This is a genomic window from Sneathiella chinensis, from assembly GCF_012720115.1.
Classification (GTDB): Bacteria; Pseudomonadota; Alphaproteobacteria; order Sneathiellales; family Sneathiellaceae; genus Sneathiella; species Sneathiella chinensis.
Window position 1 is genome coordinate 298149 of the sequence record NZ_VNWN01000007.1, and the last position, 23621, is coordinate 321769.

The window sequence follows — 23621 nt, forward strand, 5'->3', positions numbered from 1 at the left end:
GATAAAATAAACCGCCTGATATGCAATGGCAAACACTGATCCTGTGGTGCCCGACAATTTCGACATAAAAAAGGCGATTTTACCTGTAGGCTAGTCGCACAAAACCGATTTCCAGCGAGGGGGAGACGAAAAACAATGGAAGAACATCAGGTTTTGCGGCTGGTTGCCCTGATCATGGTCGCGTTTCTAGTCTTGCCCGGCGTTCTTTACTATGCCCGCCGCTCCAGCCGGCAGGCCCTGCTGCGAAGCATCGCCCTGTGGCTCGCCATCGCCTTCGGCGCGTCCATCCTCTATACCCTTCTCGGACCTCTTTGATCCTCCCGCGCCGCTGCCATACCGCGCAACGCCATACCTCGCCATACCCACGCCCCATGGCCGGTAAAAGCGACCAAAGACAACAACACCCGCACCGGCCTCCTGAAGCCGCCCCCTTTTCCGGGCCAGCGGCTTGGAAAAGCGCCTTGGGAAAGCGGCTCGCGAAGACGGGAACCTGACAGGAAGGCGGAAAGAACTTGCATAAAGGCAGTTACGACAAACCGGTTGAGCGTGGCGGAACGACTTCGATAAAATGATTAAGGGAGGAGCGGCGCAGGTAAGGTGTAGCCAATGAATTGCGTCGATGGAGTGCGGAATCAACTGGTCAAGACAGAGGATGCAGGACTAGGGGTGCGGGACGGAGGGAGATGGGAGATGGGAGACAGAAGATAGAGCAACTCCCCATGGGGTGGACGCGTCAAACTTCGTCCGAGGGCTCCTCCCTGGGCGTGCAAAAGATTTTCGAAACCCCTCACCCTGAAACAGGCGTGAAGCGGTTTTTCAACCTCCGCGGTGCCAATTCACCTTCACCAGACGGGATGTCCTTGTTTTCCGCGCGGCGCCGAAATGGGCGTCCTCAAAATTTCATCCATATATCCGGTCTGCACCCCGCACCCATGGCACGACATGCACTTGGCATCGTTATGATTGGCTTTTGTGCCCCGGAAATCCTCGGAAAACTGCCTTTCCGTAACCGAAAAACAACCCCGAACCGGAACATCAGCCAATGACTAATATATGGCATAAAACCGCGAAAATTTCAAGCATATCATGCCCTCAAAATAAACATCTCCCACCGCCAATCCGGCCCCGATGAATGTTTACTTTAATTTCATGACTTTAACGGAATACCGGCCACGCTGGACATCCCCGCCACCAGTCAATTCGACTGACACGGCATGAACGCACTCACCGACCATGACATTTCTTATACTTTACACCACTACCGCAGGGACACGGACTATTTCGCCCGACCTTCTTTCTTTTAACGGGCGAGAAGGTTTCGGTTGAGCGGTTAAGCTTGATCAATCGGTCCGACCTCGCCATTCTCATTGCATCTTCGTAGATATGGGTGTTTCCCCCCGTCTTCCCTGCAGGTATGCGGACTTCGAAAGCCTCTGCCCGACGATAAACTCCATCAACCTCTACTTCTGCAACAAGCCCGACAACTTTAGAAGCCTTGGTAGCAAGTGCAACTGCACTAGCCTTATCGTTGACCTGAGGCCAATCAATCTGGTGGCCAGACTTCTGCAACCAAACAAAAAGTGGCTCCCCCTCACCATAGAGAGTAAAATAACAAAAAGGATGCTGCTCCAAGGTTTGACGAAAATCACATAACATTTTTGCGAAGTTATTGCGCCCCCCCTCCCCCAGATCACGAATATGGCTTTCCGCTTCAAGCCACCCCGGATATCGAGTGGCGTCCAGTGCCCCAAGCAACTTCCGCATCTCTTCCGGGATGTCCTGTGTTGGAAAAGATTCATTTTTCCAATTCATTCCCTCGAAAGCCTTATCAACGATATCGCTCATACCATCCAAGAAAAGCATGTTCGCTTTACCCGCCCCTAACATCCTGTCAAGGTCCAGATCGAAGCGATTTTGCATCAAGTATCCACCTAGGTGATCAAACTCGTCGTAGAGACGAACCCCCTTCATCCCTGCCAAGTTTTGCCGAACCTCCATATAATGAATGAACTCGCCGGGTGTCGGCAAAAGTCGCTTGAGCACGAACAAATCGTCAATTGAAAGTGAAACGAAGGCATGCTTGCCAAGTAGAGGACCAACCTGCGGCAATTCCTTGCAATACGTGGAGAAGGGCGAGAATGACTCGACCGTTAACCCAACTGGCACCATCACACGGTAGTCCGCGCAGCGTACATTCGCACACTTTTGGTATTTTCCCGCCACGAAGTGATAGAGAGGCACTTCATCTGCAGAATTTAGATAATTGAAGAATCGCTCACACTGCTTGTATGCCTTCAGAAACAAGTCCTGTACGGACTGAGCGTGACGGTCAAAATCAAGTGCTGGCGACGCAATGGTGGCAGCGGCGCCAGCCTTGGCTTCAACTAAGAACAACACGTCATCAATCAAGATGAGTGTATCATTTTCCGACCACTGCTTGCTGATCGGATCCTTGTAGTACACCTCCTGCAGAACCGTCGCTCCCGGAAGCTGGGCGGACAGAATGTCGACAAAGGCAGCTTCGCTCATCGCCTTTTGGCGCTCCTCGAAGGTCTTTTTGTAATCCGGCTTTCGTTGAAGGAGGTTATAGAGGAGTGCACGATATCCCGCATCGCGCGCAAAACAGAAGTCTAACGCGTAGTAATCTGACCCAATCTGAATTAGGGGTTTCTTACGTGCTGGCAGTGTCCGATAGGGTGTCCCTACAAAATCCCCCGCTGCAAAAAACTCGGTATCTTCTCCGCGCCGGTACGACAAGTCCGCTAAAAGCGTTGATGGTAACTTCGTGTGACGACTTACATTAGCAACTCCACCGCGAAACATATCATCGATCGCCTCCTCGACCGCTTTTGAGTGTTCCGGATTGGACGCTTCCCAAACCTCAACAACGTCTTCCATAGACTTGCCTTGCGCTAGAGAAAAGGCTTGCACTGCCTTACAATCCTCCATAGCCACTGTTGCAGCATCCAAAATTCCGGAGCGCATGGATTCGGCCATCTCTTGAAAGCCTTCTGCAACCTCTGCAGAACCAATACCGTACACTTCCTCCAAGACATCATTGTGAGGAGCTAGAACGTAATTATAGAACTCACCCTCCAAAACTTGATAACGATTTCCACGAATTGTGAGCCAAGCAGATTTCGCGTGAAATTCGATTTTGGCTGTACTAGGGCCAAAGATACCACCTCTAGCATCTGCGGAAGTGGCCATAGCAAAGACTATGGCCTGCTCTCTCAATTTTATACCAAGTTCAAGTAGTTGATTGCACCGGGCTTCATCGAATATCATATCTACAGGCTCCGCGTCAGATGCCAGAACCGCGTGTACGTATTCAAGTAAGAACTGTGTTTGGTTTTTTAAATCGCTAGGGGAGTTCAAATGCTGTTGCCCTTTGGGGGCGTATCCAGTTTCCTTCGGCTCTATCAGTAGCTGAGCGTAGATATAGCCGAGCAAATCAAGCGGAGGTATTGAGACAATCAACTCACGCATTTCGGCTGCAATGACTTCCATATTTTTTAACGAAGAAGTCGCAGCCAACTTTCTATTTTCTTCTCCATACATTTATACCTCACTATTCTTCTGGGGCTCTTGATTCTTATTTGTAATCATAAATATCAAATCACTTACAAACTTCCTCCAAAACATCTCCGAAACTCCTAGAATTAGCTTGCCCCGACTGTCCTCCTAAGGCCCCACCCCCGTTATCGGATCTCTCGCCAGACGGGAGGGGAATAGTCGGAGTGTCGGCCGTCGGGGTGGGCAAGACGGGCTAGATAGCCGACCCAACGGGGAGCGGCGTTAGGATCGGGATCAGGGTTGGGGGCAGGTTGGTGTGACAGGCTGGAAAGTTGTGAGACCTCCATGGTTCCGATCGGTGCCTGAAACGGTATTCTGGCAATATCCGCGGGGGAATGGATGGCATAAATCTCAACAGTACCGCGCCCATTTGACGCCGGGAGGATGCTGGCCTGCCGGTTTGTCATGTCCACCGTCAATGATGGAACCGGCAACGGTTCCAGCGACCGCGCCCGGATAACGGAGAAATATTCGGGACTATCCGGCCACGGGGCCTTCTGGCCGGTCGCACCGATAAATTCGGTGACAACCACCCTGAAATCCCGGCTGCCCGCTTTCATCACAACGTCATGCCACGTAACGGTTTCGGGATAGCCCAGCGCCTCGGGCACAAAAGCCTGCGGCAGCGTAATCGCCAGTTGCTTCAGGGCCTCGGCACGGTCCGCATCCGGGAGGCGATAGTGGGTCTGTTTGTCCACACCGGCCAAGTTCAGAAGGCGGGTTTCCGAGGCACTTGATATCCGCGCTGCGGATGCCCCGTCCGGTAAGGTCCAGCGACAGCGCCAGCGAACCTCGCCGACGGCATCGGGCCATGTGCTCCACTGTACATCGTCTGGCTGCTTGGGCGGTGTCGGCTTGATTTCATCCACCAGAATTGCCTGAACGGCCTGCGAGGGAACAGACAGGTTACCCGCCTGATCCTCTGCCAGACAAAGGGCGGATACCTGCCGCCGATATCCGTCACGGGCGGTATCCAGCGGCAGGTCATTGATCAGGGTAAGGCCTTCCGCGTCCCGCTCGACCCTTTGCCCCTGCGGCAGCGGCCAGTCAATGCGAAGATGCCCATCCCGCGCAGCCATGATCTCCTCTGCCTCGGCATAGCCTGACCGCCAGTAAATATGCAGGTATCGCAAATCCGGGGCCGCGGCAGCCATGGCATTGGTCCAGCGGAACCGGGACTGAGCCTTCGGAAAATGTTTCTCGTTCCCGGCGGAGGGATCCCCCAGCACCAGTTCCAGAGAGGCCGGTGCGGGCGGCGGCACCTCGTCCTCCACCCGGCAGGTGGTTGTCGCAATGGCGCTGGCCCGACCGAATATGTCCATATTGGCAGCCTGATACCTTTTGTTTCCATAATCCGTCAGGCTGGCGTCCCGCGCGCTCAGATGCAACTGGCCATTCTGCAATGTAGGCACCAGCAAGCCGGAGACCGGATCCGTGGGAGACAACGGATGCACAGCCCGCCCGTCTTTTCGCCAGAGCAAGGGGCGAACCGCGTGACTGTTGGGCAGGACCGTCACGGCCACCGCCGCCTGAACCGGGTTCCCGGTAGGGTCGTCAATCGCCTGCGCGCGCACCCCCGGCACGGGAACAGACGCAGGGCGCCCCGCCTTCTGATCCAGCGCACAGGCGAAAACGCGCCGGAACCCCTTCGGCACGGCGCCCCAGACTTTTGCGTTGGGGCCGTGCGCAACAAGCTGCGGCGGCAGACGCACCAGATTCATGGCCTCCCGCATGGCCGGGGTTAATTGCGAAATGTAGAGCCACATGGAGGAGACAACCGCATCCACGCCATAGTCCCAGACCCCGCCTTCGGCGCTGTCCTCATCCCGATACCCCAGCCCCAGCAAGGCGGAGATATGGCTTTCAAAGGCCCCGGCCTGCAGCAGACCATAAAACGGAAAACCGATTTCCCCTTCCCTGCCGTCTTCATTCCTGAGCGGCTCTGCCTCCACATCATTGAGGAGGATCTGGCCGGGGGGAATCCGCTCTTCGATTTCCTGCCGGAATGCTTTTGTCTGGCTATCGGCCAGCTTTTCGGCTTGTCGGAGGACGGCCTTCTCGAACAGCATATGATCGCGCATGGACAGGGATCGTCCTGTGCCCGGCGCCGCCGGATCAGCGGGACGCTTTAGCGGGCGCATGTTTCGCAACCGTTCGAACGCCATTTGACGGAGATCATCCGGCGCGACCACATCCGCCGTGCCTTCCCGGCAGAGCGGCGGCAGGATGGCAAGATCCTCCCAATCCCGCTGCTGATGCAGGTGGTCGGCGGTACAGTAGAGAATTTCGCGCACCACCAGCCCCCGACCGATTTGCAGTGATACGGACTGTAATTCAGCGGCGCTGATAAAAATGGCCCGGCGTAGAGCGCCGCGATAGACGACGGGTGCAAGCCGCCGAAAGCTCTTGCGGACCGAGGCCACCTCAACGGTACTGTCCCCGCGCCGGGTGAACCCGCGCATGCGCACCATTGCCGCCAATGCCTTGCTGCCACCCTCCAGTATGACGGCGAAACGCACCCACGGCTGAAACACGGGATCCTCCCGTTCGCGCTGTTCATAGACAAATCGCATGGGCCTGCCCTGTTCACTTCGCAAGCCGAAATCAGAGGTAACGGTCGCCTGTTCGATTCGAAGCGGATGATTGGACAAATGAACCCCCGCCGCCGAGGTTGCCACATTATGCCTTGTTATAAGAGCCCGAAAGGCCTCACTCTTTTTCCACGGCCATGTCGGTGCCGGACGGCGGCGGACACGGAACCCGGCATGAGGGAAACCCAGTTCCGGTGACAGATGCCACCGCAAATGAGTGCCTGCGGGCAAGGCTGCATCTGCCCCGGCCTGCAACGGCAGGGCGGACAGAGATAACAAACCGGCATCAGCCAATACTTTGGTCATAGTGCCTCCAGCAATTCGTTGAGTTCCGGGACATTGGCCTGCAGCACATGCTGCCGGCCCTCAGCCGTGACGTGAAGGGTGATCGGGCCCGGCGCAATGGGCTGGGTCATGCAAACCAGCGCCCGCGTCCGTGCCACGTTGGACACGATGGCGGAAATGGCCTGAACGTGCGCATTCTGGCGGACCTCTATCTGCATTTCCTCCCCAAGAAGGGGTTCCGGCCCATCCAGCAGGATGGCTGCAACTCCATCCTCAAAAACCCTGATCTGCATCTCCGGGCTGTCTGGCGACGCAAAGGGAGAGAGCCCCAGATCCTCATAAAGCAATCCATCCAGCAAACCGTCATCCTCGCGGAAGAACGCCCCGTTTGACAGACGCCCGGACATGTGAAGGATTCGCTCGGCGGCGATACCCGGCTCGGGAATCGGCTTCACGGCGTGGGCTTCCATATGATCTTCAAGGGTCAGCCAGCGAGACGCAAGGAACCGCCATTCATGTAGCGTGACGGCAGGGCGCTGCCCCGCCGCGTCCCCCGCTACAAGCTCTGCCAGATACGCACCCGGCTCCAGCAGGGTATTGAACCGGTGGATCAAGGATATCCACACAGGGTCCTGCAGGTTCAGGCAGGGTTGTCCCTCCAGATAGTCGGACACAATGTCCTGCAACCGGGAGAGTTCCTCCTTCTTTTCAGAAAGCAGGATATCGGCCCGTTCCTGCAGCGACTGGCCGGACTCATGGGTCAGCTTCAACTGCAACTGCCTTTGGTGGGCGGCAATCCGCCCTGCGGTCAGGGCATCTGCAAAGGCAACCTGCAGGGCATTTTGCCGATAATGACACTGCCCCCTTGCCGGAACGGTATCCACCACCCAGGGGTCCGGATCATCAGGGGCCCAAACGGGTGCCGGACTGCGCCCTCGCAAGGGATGCCTGATATCTGCCTCTGTGCGGAACCGGCCCCGGCGGGTAAATGTCTTGAACTCCGCTGCGATTTCAAGCGGCCCGTCATCATATTGCCGGGCGTGATGTGTCTGGACGGTGACCTCGATTTCATAGTCGGTATCAGGCTGCAACAGCCCTGCGGCCCCCCCGCTCGACCAATTCGCTGACTGCCCACAAAGTTCCGTAATCATTTCCACGGTTGCTTCCTGCTTGCGCTGCACCGCCTCCTGACGGGTCTGGAAATCCATATACCATTCCGCGCCAAGCATAAGCGCTCCGTAGAAACCCAGCGTCCCGTTCCCGACCGATCTGGACTGGAAGGCACTGACATTCAGGGTTTCAATACCCACTGGCAAGTGCAGCCGCCGGACCTCCCAGATTTCGCCGGGATTGATAACAAGCGTGCTGTTGAAAATGGCCTCAACCTCCAGTCCGGCTCCCTTCTCATCCCGGACGTCCAGAACAACCCCACGCCGAAGGGCAAAATACATGGATCGCCCATTCCCCCCTGCCGGAACATGCAATTGCAGCACCCCCGCAGGCGCCTGCATGCCGGCACCGCGCTGAAAGGCCTTCTGCATATCATTGTCGCGAGCGAAAACAGCCGTTGGCACTGTCAGGACAAACTTCTGGCTTTGCAGCGGCGCAGGCACCCGGAAGCGCAGGTCTTGCGGCCGGGTCAAAATCATCGACCGCAACAGGTCAAAGTTGGCCAGAAAAGCTGTATTCCCCGCACTCGGCGGCTGATAGCTGACACGGATATCCGGCCCCGGTTCTGGCGCATGCCGCTTCAGCCTGTACCACTGGTCCGCCAACAGATAAGCCGGCGACCGGGGCAGAAGCCGTTCTATCCCGAAGGTCCTTGGATCGGGCACCGTATGCGCAACGCCCAGTTCCTTGGGGCTGGGTACGATTTCACAGGCCCGCCAACTGGCAATGGCCTCACCCAGAACCTCTGCGCCGGTGCCATACCGTCGCTCCACGGGGGCATCCAGCGGTGCCATCAATGTCAGGGTGTTTCGAACCGCCTGACCGCCGCTTGCCTGATTGACGGACCCGTCCGTCGTTCCGGCAACCCCCTTGAAGGCCCATCCGCCCGGTATGGTTTTCGGCTGTCCGGCCTCTCGGATACGGATATCCGTCACAATGTGCCGCCATCCGTTTCGAACGGTGCGCCCGTCATTCGTGCGGCCAGTGGTTGCCACCTCCCAAACCGGGTCGGCCGCATCATCGGCCTGTGTCTTCACATCCCCCACAACAGGATGCAGGTTTCCAACCGACGTACGGAAAGCAACCAACAGGCCAGCATCGACGGGAACCCCTGTAACGGCACCGGCCTCATCAATTACCTGACCGTCGAAACTGTCTCCCTGAAACAGTTGGGCGGTCCCTTGCGGGCGGGGGAATAGTGAAATGTCACTGATCGGGTTGTCGGGGTAATGATAATCATCCGGCCAGCGGGTTTTCGCCCCCAGTCTGAAATCACCCGAAAAATTGATATCCGGCAGCGGCCACGGCAGGCCGACACTGATCCGGGCCTTGCCACTCAATTCAAAGGGATCCGGCGCAACCACCATCAGTTCTGTCCGAATACCCATATTCACCATCACACAGGCCAGACGGGCGACCAGACTGCCGTCAATAAAGACCTGCCCCACCATCATGGGCGGGCTGGCCAGACTGACCCCCAGATCAAAGCCGGCGTGAACGCTGAGTTTCAGTTCCGCAATCGCCGAGGAGAAACCGACAGACAGTCCCCCACTGCCACCATAGGCCATGGCAAAGCCCGGCAGGTTGATACCCGGCTGCGGGAAATCCTCAATTCCCTGCGTGGTGGCCATGATATAGCTGGTCACTTCATACAGGCTCAGGGCCTTGCCAACCACCCGCGCATCCATGGGCTGGTACTGCCCCACAGACAGGGACATGTCCAGCGGTGCCCCCAGGCTGGCATCCACCTTGGCAGGGACATAGAGTTCCAGAAGACTGGTTCCCCCGGCGGCCACCTCGATGTCCGCCGTCAGTTCGGCTTTCAGGCGATCATTCAAAAGGTCGAGAGAGATCGCAGCGGCAAACGGGGCGTTTACACTTCGCCCTGTGCCACCGGCAGGCAACGGCGGAGGCGGCGCAAAAAGCGATCCCTTTCCGGTAATGCCAATCACCGGGCCGGGCAAAAGGAGAAACAGACCGGCGGTGACATTCCACGATCGTCCGTCATCCGGTTGCGACCCCAGGGAAACCGACGCACCAAAGCCCCAATGATCCCCTTTCGGCAACCATTTGGAAGCATGGGTGGTAAAGGCAGGATCTGTCCGCAGGAACCATCCCGGATAATCACCATCCTCTGTATCCGGTCGGGCATTCTGCGCATAGGTCAACCCCATGCCATAAAGGGCGGTCCCCGTTGCCCCGAGCGGAATCCCCGGCTTGAACGACAAATCGCCACTGAGCACAAGGGCCTTTAATCCGTCTTCCCGCGTCGAGGTCAGCAAGCCAAAATCCAGCGCGAAAAGATAATATTCCTTTTCCAGATGATGCTTTGGCAGCGTTGCCCGTCCGTCCCCGACCAGATAGGCCGTGAGAGCCGCCCGCAAGGTATCGCCCCAGGACAATTCCCCGACCTGCGGGAACGCTTCATCACTGCGTTGCAACGATCCCTTGGCATAGAGAACACCCGGCACCAGCAGGGTCAGTTCCTGCCCGTCCCGCTTCAATTCCACCGTAAAGCGCGGCGGCGGACCGGGGTGATAGACCAGTGACACCACGTTGGGCAGTCCGCCAATCATGAGATCCCCGGTCCCGTCAGTCTCGACCCCAAGCTCAATGACCAGCGCACCATCATCCCGGCGCCGGAGTGTCAGCCGCTCAAGAGTGGCCTGCCCCCCGATATCCACATCCAGCGGGACCGCCAGATCAAGACGGTCGCTCAATTTCCAGTCGCTGCTGAACCCCTCGCCAGTGCGGTAGGACAGTTTTACATCCCCCGCCATCAACGACAACGGCACCGGATCGTCCATCACCTGCAATTCAGCATCCATCTCAAAGCCGAGACTGGCCAACAGGTCAAACCCATCCGCCCGCAGCGTACCCTCCATCGTCGCCTGCGTCAGGGCAAGCCGATCCCACGACAGCAAATCTGCGGCCTGCCCGGCGGACAAAGCCCCAAACAGCAGCGCCAGATCCCCTTCCCCCAGCATCGCTGCGGCGGCCGTCAGGGTTCCGCCAAGGGCAGCGGGTGGATTATCGATGGCAACAACGGGCCCCCCCGGCGATTGGTCTGTCAGGGCCAGCATCAAACGCCACCGCGCTGACACCTCGGCAAAGGGGTCCAGTTCCAGACGCGCCTCATATCCGACGATCCCCCCGTCCAGCGGATCAAGAGAAACCTGCCCCCCTGCCTTTGCTGTCAGGGGGTACCAGGTCCGATCGAACCCGATTTCAACGGTTTTGAGGGACAGGACGTCCCCTGCGGCCGGCGTCCGCTGCCAGCCAACGGTCCCGGTCAATCCCCGTGCATCAATGGCAAATCCTGTTGCCGTCAGTCGGGCATGCGCTGCGGCGGCGGCATCCTGTTCAGGACCGCCGGGGAAAACACGATCCAAATTCCAAACCGTCACCTCCTCTGCGAAAACACCGCGCCAGCTTTCATCGAACCCCTTATCTGCTCCCAAGGCGGCCACGCTGTTCGGCACAGGCCCATCGGCCAGTTTTACCGTCAGCGCCTTCAACTCGATCGCCAGCCCTGTTCCATCCAGCATCAAGGGCGGCAGCGTGAAACTGTCTTCGCCGTCAAACCCGACAGCCAGCCCCGCCCGGCCCGCTGTCACCGTCGCGTTCCCCAACGGAATGCGAAGCGGTCCCGCGGCGGGATCAGGCTCCACGGCAACCGACTGACCGGTAGCATCGGTGACATGCCGCCCCACCGTCAGGTAGTCACCGCCAATGACCAGTTGCACCGGAACCGGACCAAACGACACGGTAATATCCCCGAAATCAGTATCATAACGGCGGAACAATTCGTCCGGGTCCTGCAAATCCTCGTCCGCCAATTGTTCGGCCACGGCCTCCAGATCCAGTTGTCCGCTTGCAACAGCCAGCGCCGTCAGTACGGCATAAACCGGAAATGCGGCTGTTTCGATCACAAACGGGATACGAAGAGGATCCCCAACCACCTGCCCGAAAACAACCTGAACCCCTAACAGTTCAACGGCGTTTTCTGTGTCCAGTATCACCTCACCGTGAAGGGTGACCCGGTCGCCCTGCCATTTCTCAACAATGAACTGGATCTGCGCAAAATCCGTCAGCGCGGCTAGAGCGGGAACATTCAGCAGAAACCTGTCCAGTTGTGACAGGAAACCAAGATTGCGAAGAATATGCGTTCTGTTCATGTGCCCCTCCCCTAAAGAACCAACCGGCGCAGCACATCATTGCGCACTTCTTCATAAACCGTGACGGACTGATTGCTGGTGGAAAGAGCGCCAATATCGGTGGCACTATAGTCCCGGCAGTTTTGGGTGCTTTCATGCAGCTTTAGAATTTTTCCCTTCTTTTCCGCATCCGTTTCCCGATTGGCCAAATTCTGTATTGCGTTCAGAACCGCCGCCGCCTCATCAATCGCGATATTCCGTCTGCCCCGGACCCTTCTGACAGCAGCCACGGCGTCCCCCACACTGAAATAGGGAGATCCACGAACCGCAAGCCGGACATAGACCGCCCGTCCCTTTTCCGTTCGAAAGTCATTCGTGACACCCGATAATTTGCGCTTGATCCAATCCATTTCATACGCGAACAATACGGCCCGCAATGCCTGATCCTGCCGCAACGGCGCAATAAACCGATAAATCCAATGCCATGTCCGAAACCATTGCATATAAGACTGGTAAACGGCTTGTTGCCTCCGCTGCTGTGCAGAGCTCTGCTTATTCCAATCCGCACTCAAATCAATCTTCGTCCCGTCGGCCTGTTCCACTTCGGTCAAGCCGCTAATCGTCACAATTCCTGTTCTCTCTGAGGTTTGTTCCAGCTCGCTGGCCCCCACCCCGAACCCCCCGAAGGCTCCGTGATAAATTGCCGCCAGCTTGTCCTTCAGCTTCCCTCGCAATTCCTCCACCTCGGACTGCTCGGACGGATACGGGGATGGAAAATCAGGCAATGTATCGGCCGTGACATCCGGGTAAATACTTTTCAGAAAAACGTCATCTGGCGCCTGCAACCAACGAATAAGGGGGGACATCAGGCCTGGGCGGGCCTTGTTATTCAGTTCACTCCCCGGCAAGCTCAATGTGTGATGGAAAGTCGGATATGAAAAGACCGAACTGTCATAAGCGTTTAAACCGTCAAAATGACCACGAGCCTCGACCTCCCCGACGGCAGCAAGCACCCGGAAGGCGCTCAGGAACCGCTCTCGCCGCTCCCGCTCCTTCCGCTCTGTTTCCGTTTCATCCGGCCCCGGTGTCCCCGGTCTCCAGTCCGCCGCCGGCACACCAAGGATATTGTCCGGGGTCAGATCAACAGTCGGGTGATTTTTACCGCTGGCCGGCCCTCCCCAGCCACCAGTCCCATAGTATGCCAGAACTTGAGCCTGATCATCCGCCCCGAAATAGCCGGACCGGTCCACCACATACATACGATATCCATTAGAAGGGGCCTGATCCGTCTGCACCAGATTTTCTACAGGGGATTTAGGGATCGTAATCGTTTCCTCATCACTTATCTTCTTCTTCTCCATAGCCACACCATGCGGGTCATCATTAGAACCCGCAACGACCACAACCGGGTATCGCAACCGCTGGAACCGCCAGCGGCGCAGGTTTTCAGCTTCGCAAAGCCGCAGTTCACCGTTCACATTTTTACTAGGTGAATTCGATGCAACGCGCGTCTCAATGGACGTATCATTGTGCCGGGCAACCACATGTAGACGGTCTGTGTAATGCGGTTTTGCGTCCAGTCGTTCCGCAACATGATTGGGATAGCGAGACGCCAGTTGAAACTCCCGCACTGCCCAACCGGTATTCCCGGCCTTGAGCGCTTTTCTCAACGTCTCCCCACCGTCACTTGCAGGCCGATCGCCTGCCTTGCCGTCATACTTCTGCTTGCCGCTGCTCCAACGCCGATAGGCATAAAAGCCCTTGTCCTGAAGCCCCAAATCAATCCCAACCGCCTTCAGGTCATTCTGAAGTACAGCAATCAGATCATCCGCAGGACGCTTATCCGGCTGAGCCGTCCCCTGATAGACGGGAACACCGGTATCCGCTTCATCAATTGCACGATCCCTGTCACCCGGCAGGAACTGAAACGGGCCATAGGCGGTCGGAAGAAGGCCGAAAGCCGCATTCAGGTAATCCAGCGCATCATCGGAAATAATGCCCGCCAGAACATCATACTTGCTTGTTGGGCCTGCAAGATGCCGGCCCGTACGAAAAGGGACCGTTTCCAAGGCAACAAGATCAACCCAACGCTTGGGGTCCGGCAACCGGGGATCAACACTGATCGGTCCGCCAGCCACCTGCTGCGCACGTTGCGACTGATCCTGCAAGTCCGGGATCAGCTCCGTTACTGCGCGAGGTCCGGCCTCGGCGGTAGGCCGCCACAGACCCAGAATATCTTTCAGCGGTTCTGCCGGTTGCGCCGCCATCAGGTTGCCCGAGACAAGAACCGTCCCATCCTCCTGATCAATCTGGTGCCCGCCCTCCTCAACCGGTACATTCTGCAACCGCGCCGCCGCACGGGCAACATAGACCCCCACCATGCGCCCTGCCGCCGCAATGAACCGCTGGTAACTCTCGGCTGTGTCGTCCGACCAGTCTACCCCGGCGGCCAACGTCCTCAGCGCCTGATCAACCTCGCCCCCGGCATCACCGGAAAGCGGGTCCCCAGAATAGGACATTGCCCCGAAGCCCATACGAAGCATCCCGACCCCCAGTGCAGAAAGAAATCCATCAAAACCCCAGTCAGGCTCATCCTCAAAGCGCTTTGGCAGGTCCGCCATGCCCGCTTCCATCTCTGGCAAACGGGCTCCGAAAAGTTCGCGCAGCATCTTCAGGGCCAGCCCGGACGCCAATCCCAAAGCCGACTTCTGTACCGCCTCTGTTAAAGCCGCCATAATGTCGGAAGCTTTCGCCAAACAATGATCCGGTGCGGCAATGGTCACCATTGACGGCGCCAGATAAACCCCTTCCACCTTGCCTGTACTCTCGTTTTCATAGGAAAGCGGTGCCCTTGGCGCCAATGTCCTGTCAGGATCGATTTCGTGGATATTGAACGGCTCCGGTATTGTATCTCCGGGCCAAATCATTCGGAAATTGGCAGGTCGCAGGATATGATGCGCAACCGGTTTGGCCGTTTTCAGGATAGCCTGCCAGACATCCGCCTGCCGGTCTGCCGGAATGGAAAGCCCTGTCAGTGAAGAGGCAATATCCGCCAAATCGGCGGAAACAAAGACAAACTGCGGCAAAGACACCCGGTACACACAAACAATGTGGGCATCAGGCAAACGGCGTAAAAAGACCTCATAATGCCCCCCAAGAGAGGCAACCAGTCTGACTTTCTCGTCGCCTAATGCCTCAACCTTGGCGATACATTTTCCGCCCTTCATAAGCTCCCAGCAGTACCGTCCGTTGTCCGGGACGTCCAGGCCAAGCTCGATAAAACCGGTTGTATCTCCTAATTGTCCATCATCTCGGGTACGCAATCCTGGGGAGAACGACAGGGTGTGATCTGTATATGGATCAAACTGTTGCCCCGCTGTCTCTGGAATGGGGGTTTCGAATAATCCATATATGAACCGGACCAACGCCAACTCAACCGTCGCCGCCTCAAGACACTCCAATACATCACTATTTACTGTCCCGGAAGTCATTACGCCGCCCCTGCTGTTTCGTACGAAATCCAAAGGACGCACCACACCCTGCGCCCACACACACTCATAAAGGGTAACGCAGAATATATTTAATCACAAGAGGTGAAAATCAGAGAAAAACTTCCAAAAAAATGGTTAATAAAATATTAAAATTATAATTAAATAATAATAAAACACTTAACAAAATATAATAAAAAACGACTTCGCATAGTCAGTCACTTCTATCTAATTGATGCACTATATTCGAGCAAATCAAACACTAAAGAAAACACCTGAATTCAGGCAGCCTCCTGCCTTTTCATACAGGCGACTATAAAGGCCTCAATCGTCTCTTCGACGTGACTTTCCACGGATTGAAGCCGCAGCATGGGAATTCCGCTTTTTACAAGAATGCTGTCTTTCAAGTTGTCCCGTTCCGCTTGGAGAGCCGCCTCATGAGAACCACCATCAACCTCGATCACAGCCAACGGCGCCTTCCCCACCTTGTAATACAGCACGAAATCACAACTGGCTCCATTTCTCATGAACTCCCTCTCTCGTGCAGTCAGCCCCTCATTGGCCAAGGAGGCCAACTGGATAAGGGCAATCTGACAATGGAATGTGATGCCCTGATAGCCTGTTCCGGACAGAACATCACGTAACAGCCGGGCGACGATCTGCTCACTTTTATACCGGGAATCCCGTGACCTCAGCCGCGCATTGAGCCTTTCGAGAGATTGATCATATTCCTGATACAGCAGATCAAATGCCGAAACGACGGGCGCACGGTGGACATGCTTCTTATCCGCATAATATTCAATATACCGCACCAACGCTGAAATATGCCCGTTCCCCGCAGCGAAGACATCGTCCCCGGTCACCAGCGTAAATCTGTTTTTAGCCCGAGAAACCGCTACATTCACCAAATGGGGATCGTCCACAAAACCCAATGACCTCTGGCTGCTTTTCTTTTTGTCGAGAACGGTGGAAAACACGATCTCCCCGCATTCTCTCCCCTGAAACTTGTGAACGGTGTCCTTGACATACTCTGCGGGAAGACGCTCTCGGGAAAGTCTGACCTGTGCGTTGTAGGGAGCAATAAAACCCCTGCTCCCATCCTCGGCCAACGCACCATCCCCCTCCATCCTGAGGGTTTCAAGCAGCGAATCCAACTCTCGCTGATTTTTGTTCCACCGCGTATGGTTCCCCTTCGCCGTCACCACCAGCTTCAAGGCTTCCTCCCCCTTGTCTTCGGTCATCGGAACAAGCTGGTTGTCATAGAATTGTTGGTTACAGAACTGAATTATTCTGGGGTGGCAGCGATAATGCTCTTTCAGCAAGGTTATCGGTACCGTGTCTCCAAAGACACCGACAAAAGAATCAAGAAGGCTATACCTGTCACAATCATAAAATTCTGCGGGCGGGGGGACATTCACATTTGCCGGAATATGGGGAAGCTGCTTTCTATCTCCAACAACGATCAGATTTCGGGCGCACCCCAAGGGCAGAATGCCTGGCACGATATCCTGCTGCGAGGCCTCGTCAATAATGACATAGTCCAGAAGGGTCCCCTCTTCAATCGACTTGATTATGGAATGGGTGCTGCTGCCAACTATCGGAAAACGCCTTAAAAACTCACCAAATTTCTTATGATAAGTCTTTAAAGTGAACTGCGTTCCTTGCGGGATCACCTCATGAAGATGATGCTTGAACCAAGCCATTGATCCGGCGACCAGTTCCGCCTGCAGCCCTGCGAAACGATTTCGCGTCAACCGTGTCTGAGCAGTTTTCAGATCGGCTTTCTTGGCGGCCAACTCATTGTCATAGTAATAAAGCTGCAAGGCATAGATAAGGGCTTTCCGCCACTCCAGATCATAAAAAGGCTTCACCCTCAAGATCCTGAAGTGAATAAGAAAGTGAAACCGCTCTCGCAACCCTATCCGCCGCGTCCCAAGGTGAGAAAGATAAGCCACCAGATCCAGCGCTTTCTGTGAACTCAACCTGTATTTCTTGAGCGGGACAGATGCTTCGCTGCCGCTTTCCCCCTGCCACTTCAGAAAATATCGCCGCTCAATGGTGAGTTCATCAAGCTCAACCTGAAGCCGCGCTGCCTCGTTCTGGGCATGTAGATCCGCCTTAACCGTCTCCAAAATGCCCTGAATCTTCTCCATCGGGGGCGGAGGGAGCGGTTCCGCAGAAGGTGTATCCGGAAGGTCTTCGAAAAAAGCCTTTCGCTTGGTAGCATTCCCCAATCGGGCCACCAGATACCCCAGACCAACCTTGTCGAGCTTTTCATAGACATTCTCAACGGCAGCGTTGTTATTGGAAAGGATCGCGACCGTTTCCCCGCGCAATAGAATATTGGCAATGATATTCAATATGGTCTGCGTCTTACCCGTTCCCGGAGGCCCTTCAATCAAACTGATTTGGGAGGAAAAGGCCCGTTCGACGGCCATGATCTGACTTTCATTCAGACCAAAGGGATAAATGAGTTCTTTTGCAGGCTTCCGCGCCTCATTTTCTCCAGTACAATAGGCATGTAACACCGTTTCTCTGGACGGCAGCACAGACTTCATCTGCTCCGCAATACTCCCGACAATCGTTGTCGGACCCAGCTCTTGCTTTTGCTCCTGTCCTTGCTTTTGTCCCTTGTCGCTTTCTCTTTCCTTGGCCTCTGCCTGCACTTGCCGAGCCTTCACCACCTTGGAAAAATAGCGGAAGACAGCCCCGTCCTTGATCCGCGTCTCAGGACTGGCTACACAGTCATCCACATTCACCACGCGATATTTCTGCTTTCCCGAATAGTGTATGACCGCATATTTGTCGCCATAGACTGTCACCTTCTCTGCTGCTGCGAAGGTTCTTCCTCCATCTGCGGACAGAAGTCCCCCTTTTCTCTCCTCACAAGGCTCAACCCGGCACTCATCAAGCGGCGCCCGGAAAGATTTTCCAGATGGAAAATGGCAAATGAGCACCAGCTCACTCGATGCCCTGTTCTGCGCTATTGTCCAATCGCTGATTTGCTTGGTCTTGTCTTGACCCCTAACCCAAACGGAAGCCATCGCCGCCCGCCCCCCTCACGAACGCAATTCAGAATGCGGGTGGTTTTCCCCTCCCCCAATTGACTGCAATAAAATTTTCTCTGTTGTTAGTCTTAATTTCCCATCAACATAGGACTTCAAGATTAACAATTTATTCATAGCGAACAAAATCAACCAAAGGTTCTGCGGAGCCTTGATCTCAGGCTCCGCAGAACCCCAAAAACAAAAAAGCCCGCGGGTTAGGCGGGCTTGGTTGTGATTTGGCCGGGTTGGGGCCGTATCGGAGGGGGTTATTCCCACTCGATGGTTCCGGGGGGTTTGGAGGTGGTGTCGTAGACGACCCGGTTGATCCCCTGGACCTCGTTGATGATGCGGGTTGAGACGCGGCCGAGGAAGTCGTGGCTGAACGGGTAGTAGTCGGCGGTCATGCCGTCCGTCGAGGTTACCGCCCGCAGGGCACAGACATATTCATAGGTCCGGCCATCCCCCATGACACCCACGGTGCGCACCGGCAGCAGCACGGCAAAGGCCTGCCAAATCTCGTTATAGAGACCCGCATTGCGGATTTCCTCAAGATAGATGGTGTCCGCCTTGCGAAGGATGTCCAGACGATCCCGTGACACGGCACCCGGCACACGAATGGCCAGCCCCGGTCCCGGGAACGGGTGACGATCGATCAGTTCCGCTGCCATGCCAAGTTCCCGCCCGAGGGCACGGACCTCGTCCTTGAACAGCTCCCGGAACGGCTCCAGCAGTTTCAGGTTCATCCGTTCCGGCAGACCGCCAACATTGTGGTGCGACTTGATGGTCACGCTGGGACCGCCCGCGAAGGAGACAGATTCAATCACGTCCGGATAGAGGGTGCCTTGCGCCAAAAACTCGGCGCCGCCGATCTTGCTGGCTTCCTCGTCAAAGACATCGATGAAGATCCGGCCAATGGTCTTGCGCTTGACTTCCGGGTCATCCTGACCTTCCAGCGCATCCAGGAACAGGTCCGACGCATCACGATGAATGAGCGGGATGTTGTACTGGTCGCGGAACAGGCTGACCACCTGTTCGGACTCGCCCGCCCGCATCAGGCCGTTATCCACATAAACGCAGGTCAGTTGATCGCCGATTGCCTCGTGGATCAGGACAGCCGCAACAGAACTGTCAACACCACCGGACAGGCCGCAAATGACCTTGCCATCCCCGACCTCGCGGCGAATGCTTTCGATCGCCTGTTCCTTGAAGCTGGCCATGGTCCAGTCGCCCGGCAGGCCGCAAATCTTGTGCACGAAATTGGAGATCAGTTCAGCGCCGCGCGGTGTATGCACCACTTCGGGGTGGAACTGCGCCCCATAGAATTTCTTTTCATCATTGGCGATCACGGCAAAGGGAGCCCCCTTTGAGGTCGCAACGGCAGTGAAGCCTTCCGGGATGGCGGTGACGGTGTCGCCGTGGCTCATCCACACCTGATCACGCTGGCCCACTTCCCAGACCCCGTCAAACAGGGCGCAATCGGCAACCACGTCCACTTCGGCCCGGCCAAACTCGCGGTGGTCCGGCGCCTCGACCCGGCCGCCCAGCTGGGCGCACATGGTCTGCTGTCCGTAGCAGATACCGAGAACAGGAACCCCCATCTCGAACACGGCTTCCGGCGCCCGCGGGGTTTCATCCCCGATGACCGACGCAGGACCGCCCGACAGAATAATGCCACTCGGGTTAATCCCGGGCAATTTCTCGGCAGCACTGTTGAAGGGAACAATCTCGCTGTAAACCCCGGCCTCGCGGACCCGGCGCGCGATTAGCTGGGTGACTTGACTTCCAAAGTCGATGATCAGGATGCTGTTTTTCATAATCGGTGTTTAGCCGCAGATACCCGCAAAGTCCAGCGCGTTTTAAAGCCTGCCGCCGCATATTTTTGCACTGCGGCAGAGGCCGCGCCCGGTATTTCAAAAAAGGGATCGTTTTTGAAGTTAAATTTCCGCCCCGCCTCTTATCCATCGCCCCGATACGAAAGATATATGCAATTTTAATAAAATTATTCCTTTTTTTCATTACCAAAAGCGATTACAGAAAGCCTCGGTTACGCGTTCCCGGCATCCCATTGCCAAACAAACAAAACAACAAGAGAATTGCTGCCGTGCCCCTTCTGAAACCGGAATTGCTGGAACTTCTGATTGTCATTATCCTGACAGGCGCAATTCTCTATCATTTTCGCCATATCCTTCGGCGGGAAGTCGGGCTTCTGCATATTGTCGGCGGGTTGGTCCTGATCTCGTTTGCCCTCGGGTGGCAGTATCTGATGCAGACGCCCCTGAAGAACCATATCCCCCAACTTTCTTTTCCAGACGGGCAGGATTATCTAACCCCCCTTCTTTTACTGCCGGGCGCCACACTGATTTTCTATGGCATGAGCAAGTGGTTCCCCCATGTGATCAACTATCGCCGGGAAACCCTTTTGCGGATAGAGGCCGAAAACGAGGTCCGCCGCAAAAACGAGATGATCGAGGCGGTTCTTGACCGCGCGCCCTACGGCATTTTTCTTCTGGATGAAAACCTGAATGTGTTGCTGGCCAACCGGCAGACGGCGACCCTGTTCAACATCCCCGTCCATCTGCTCCAGCCCGGCAGCAGCCTGCGGGAGATCACCCGGTATCTTGCCCGCAACGGCGAATATGGAGACGTTTCCGAGGAGACGGCCTATCAGCAATGGCTGGACCTGATCCTTCCAAACGACCACCTGCATTTCCAGCGGAAGCGCGGCGACGGCACCATTCTGGAAATTCATGCCCAGTGGGTCCCCGGCGTCGGGCTGTTTTCCACCTATGAGGATGTCACCTTGCGGGCCTATGCCGAGCGGGACCTTGCCCGAAGCGAAGAGCGGTTTCGCGATTTTACGGAATCGGCGTCGGACTGGATGTGGGAAACCAACCCCCAGCACCGCATCTCCTATATGTCCGACCGGGGCCTTGCCCTTGCCGGGTTGCAACAGGATGATATCGTCGGGCGCTCCTTCATGGAACTGCTGCGCCCGTCAGGCGGACAGAAGGACTGGCGCTTCTATCTGGATCATTTTTCGCCCTACCATGTCCTGAAAGACCTGTATTGCGAATTTCAGCATCCCGACGGCTCAACCCGGTATGCGGTCATCTCGGGCAAGCCGGTGTTCGATCACAGCAACAGCTTTCAGGGGTATCGCGGGGTGGGCCGGGACATTACCGTCCGCCGCCAGTTTGAGGAAACCCGCCTGCAGTCCCAAAGGCTGGAGGCCGTGGGCCGCCTGACCGGCGGGATTGCCCATGATTTCAACAATTTGCTGGCCGTCATTCTGGGCAATTCGGAACTGTTGCTTGAAGGGGCGGCAGGGAAAGACAGCGCGGCCGCCCATCATCTGAATGTAATTCAGGGGGCGGCAACGCGGGGGGCAGACCTGACGCAGCGCCTTCTTGCCTATTCCCGAAAGCAACGGCTGCGCCCCGCCCCCATTGACCTTCGCAAAACCGTCGGCAATCTTCTTGAATTGCTGGAACCGGGTCTTGGGGCGGATATCCGCATTGTGGTGGATCATCAGGACGATATCTGGGACGCCCTTAGCGATGTGGGGCAGTTGGAAAATGCCCTCCTGAACCTTGCCAATAACGCCCGTGACGCCATGCCGGACGGCGGCCTGATCACGCTGTCCACCCGCAACCATGTGCAGCGGGCGGAAAACACCAAACCGGCCCTGAAGGAATTGCTGCCCGGTCATTATGTTCAGCTGTCCGTGCAGGATACGGGCGGAGGCATGCCCGAAAATCATGTCCAAAAAGCGTTTGATCCGTTTTTCACCACCAAGGAAGTTGGCAAGGGAACGGGGCTTGGCCTCAGTATGGTGTTCGGATTTGCAAAACAGTCAAACGGCCTTGCGACCCTTGAAAGCACCCCGACAAAAGGCACCACCGTTTCCCTGTATCTGCCCCAGGCGAAAGATCAGGACTGAACGGATCAGGGCCAAACAGCGCCCTTGCCGATCTGGCGGGGGCAACAAGATCGATCTCAGGCGCCGGTGCGCTGCAGGATTGCCGTAAAGAAGCCGTCGGTTCCGTAGTCTGCCGGCGTCAGGGACAGAAAGTCCCCCTGCCCGGCCTCGGCCTCGGACAAACCAACCCCGTCCCATAGATCGGAGACAGGCAGGATTTCAAAGTCTGGGTGACGGGCAAGAAAGGCCGCGATCTGGCTTGCGTTTTCCTCTTCCAGAATGGAACAGGTCGCATAGACAAGCCGCCCGCCCGGCGCCACCAGCGCAGAGGCCGTATCCAGAATATCCGCCTGCACCGCGACAAGGTCAGCCAGACCTTCCGGGGTCAATGACCAGCGTTGATCCGGTTGACGCCGCCATGTGCCAGAGCCGCTGCACGGCGCATCCACAAAGACCCGATCGGCCTCTCCCTCAATCCGGGAGAGGATCTCCGCATCCTCGTCATTCCCCTGCAGGGCAAGGGACTGGACAATACCAACAGCGGCCCGGCGGGTGCGGATGGCAATATCCTTCATGCGCCGGGGGTTGATATCAAAGGCCCGAAGAAGGCCGGTATTCTGCATCGTCGCCGCCATGACAAGGGCCTTGCCCCCGGCACCGCAGCAATAATCCACCACATTCATGCCGGGACCGGCATCGGCCAGAAGGGCCGCGATCTGAGCGGCCTCATCCTGAATTTCCACAAGGCCCCGCTCCATGACCGGATGGGAATTGAGGTTAACCCTCTCCTCAATCCGAATGCCGACAGGGCTGATTTCCGTCGGGTGACAGGGGATGCCATCCTCGGCCAGAATACGGCAGACCTCTTCGCGGTCGGTTTTCAGGGTGTTGACCCGCAAGCAAAATGGTGCCCGGTCCTGAAAGGACTGAAGAACGGCTTCCATCCGTGCACCATAAGACGCCGTCAAGCGGTCCATCAGCCAGTCCGGGAAATTGCCCCGGACAGCAAGGGGCATGGCGTCCCTGTTTGCGTCCGGCAGGCTGACCAGAACGGCCTTTTCTTCCGGGCTAAGCGGGTCCGCAGCGTAAGAGCCGCTCAGGTAAAGGCTTTCCACCTCTTCCACTGAGATACCGGCCAGATAGACAAGCCCGACAAGGGCCAGACTGCGCGGCACGGGGGCAAGCTGCCCCTGCTCTGCCAGCCAGACCAGTTCCCCCCGGCGGCGCTGAATGTCATAGAAAAATTCGGTGATCCAGCGCCGATCCTTGGAGCCGGCGAACCGGCGAGCCTTGAAATAGCGCTTGATCACATGCTCCGCCGGCCCGCTCGTATTTTCAACATCGGTCAGCAGTTCGATGACCGAACTCAAACGGGCAGACGGGGTCAT

General features: G+C 56.6%; 9 protein-coding genes. 2 read left to right on the forward strand and 7 right to left on the reverse strand.

From position 1 onward, the window contains the following. Window positions 1-135 precede the first annotated feature (135 nt). Window positions 136-315 carry a hypothetical protein gene (locus tag FQB27_RS13905; protein ID WP_169561662.1) on the forward strand — a complete coding sequence of 60 codons (180 nt, stop codon included), beginning with the start codon at window positions 136-138 and terminating at the stop codon, window positions 313-315. A 909-nt stretch (window positions 316-1224) separates the two neighbouring features. Here the strand turns inward: FQB27_RS13905 and FQB27_RS16730 are convergent. The 6 genes from FQB27_RS16730 to guaA form a co-directional block, all read right to left on the reverse strand. Continuing rightward, window positions 1225-3561 (reverse strand): YecA family protein, encoded by a 2337-nt coding sequence (locus tag FQB27_RS16730; RefSeq protein WP_169561663.1) that lies wholly within the window; start codon window positions 3559-3561, stop codon window positions 1225-1227. Between the two features lie 140 nt (window positions 3562-3701). After that, on the reverse strand, window positions 3702-6473 hold the full coding sequence (locus FQB27_RS13915; protein ID WP_169561664.1) for a hypothetical protein: 2772 nt from the start codon (window positions 6471-6473) through the stop codon (window positions 3702-3704). Beyond that, window positions 6470-11800, reverse strand: a complete 5331-nt coding sequence (locus tag FQB27_RS13920; RefSeq protein ID WP_169561665.1) for a hypothetical protein — start codon at window positions 11798-11800, stop codon at window positions 6470-6472. The genes FQB27_RS13915 and FQB27_RS13920 overlap by 4 nt, the downstream gene beginning before the upstream one ends. 11 nt (window positions 11801-11811) lie before the next feature. Next, window positions 11812-15006 carry a hypothetical protein gene (locus tag FQB27_RS13925; RefSeq protein WP_169561666.1) on the reverse strand — a complete coding sequence of 1065 codons (3195 nt, stop codon included), beginning with the start codon at window positions 15004-15006 and terminating at the stop codon, window positions 11812-11814. Window positions 15007-15548: 542 nt separating this feature from the next. Beyond that, window positions 15549-18311 (reverse strand): AAA domain-containing protein, encoded by a 2763-nt coding sequence (locus FQB27_RS13930; RefSeq protein ID WP_169561667.1) that lies wholly within the window; start codon window positions 18309-18311, stop codon window positions 15549-15551. A gap of 269 nt (window positions 18312-18580) precedes the next feature. After that, entirely contained in the window at window positions 18581-20128 is a 1548-nt protein-coding gene (gene guaA, locus FQB27_RS13935) for a glutamine-hydrolyzing GMP synthase (protein ID WP_169561668.1), read from the reverse strand. Window positions 20129-20415: 287 nt separating this feature from the next. Here guaA and FQB27_RS13940 point away from each other — a divergent pair, with 287 nt between their 5' ends. Then, window positions 20416-22254 carry a hybrid sensor histidine kinase/response regulator gene (locus FQB27_RS13940; RefSeq protein WP_169561669.1) on the forward strand — a complete coding sequence of 613 codons (1839 nt, stop codon included), beginning with the start codon at window positions 20416-20418 and terminating at the stop codon, window positions 22252-22254. 56 nt (window positions 22255-22310) lie between these two features. On the opposite strand, the gene FQB27_RS13945 is transcribed toward FQB27_RS13940, so the two are convergent. Beyond that, window positions 22311-23621, reverse strand: a complete 1311-nt coding sequence (locus tag FQB27_RS13945) for an RsmB/NOP family class I SAM-dependent RNA methyltransferase (RefSeq protein ID WP_169561670.1) — start codon at window positions 23619-23621, stop codon at window positions 22311-22313.

Bases quoted from the DNA above. Each gene is read 5' to 3' on its own strand.
- FQB27_RS13925 (WP_169561666.1), bottom strand. From the start codon at position 15,006: ATGAAGGGCGGAAAATGTATCGCCAAGGTTGAGGCATTAGGCGACGAG.
- FQB27_RS13930 (WP_169561667.1), bottom strand. From the start codon at position 18,311: ATGGCTTCCGTTTGGGTTAGGGGTCAAGACAAGACCAAGCAAATCAGC.
- FQB27_RS13915 (WP_169561664.1), bottom strand. From the start codon at position 6,473: ATGACCAAAGTATTGGCTGATGCCGGTTTGTTATCTCTGTCCGCCCTG.
- FQB27_RS13945 (WP_169561670.1), bottom strand. From the start codon at position 23,621: ATGACCCCGTCTGCCCGTTTGAGTTCGGTCATCGAACTGCTGACCGAT.
- FQB27_RS13920 (WP_169561665.1), bottom strand. From the start codon at position 11,800: ATGAACAGAACGCATATTCTTCGCAATCTTGGTTTCCTGTCACAACTG.
- FQB27_RS16730 (WP_169561663.1), bottom strand. From the start codon at position 3,561: ATGTATGGAGAAGAAAATAGAAAGTTGGCTGCGACTTCTTCGTTAAAA.
- guaA (WP_169561668.1), bottom strand. From the start codon at position 20,128: ATGAAAAACAGCATCCTGATCATCGACTTTGGAAGTCAAGTCACCCAG.
- FQB27_RS13905 (WP_169561662.1), top strand. From the start codon at position 136: ATGGAAGAACATCAGGTTTTGCGGCTGGTTGCCCTGATCATGGTCGCG.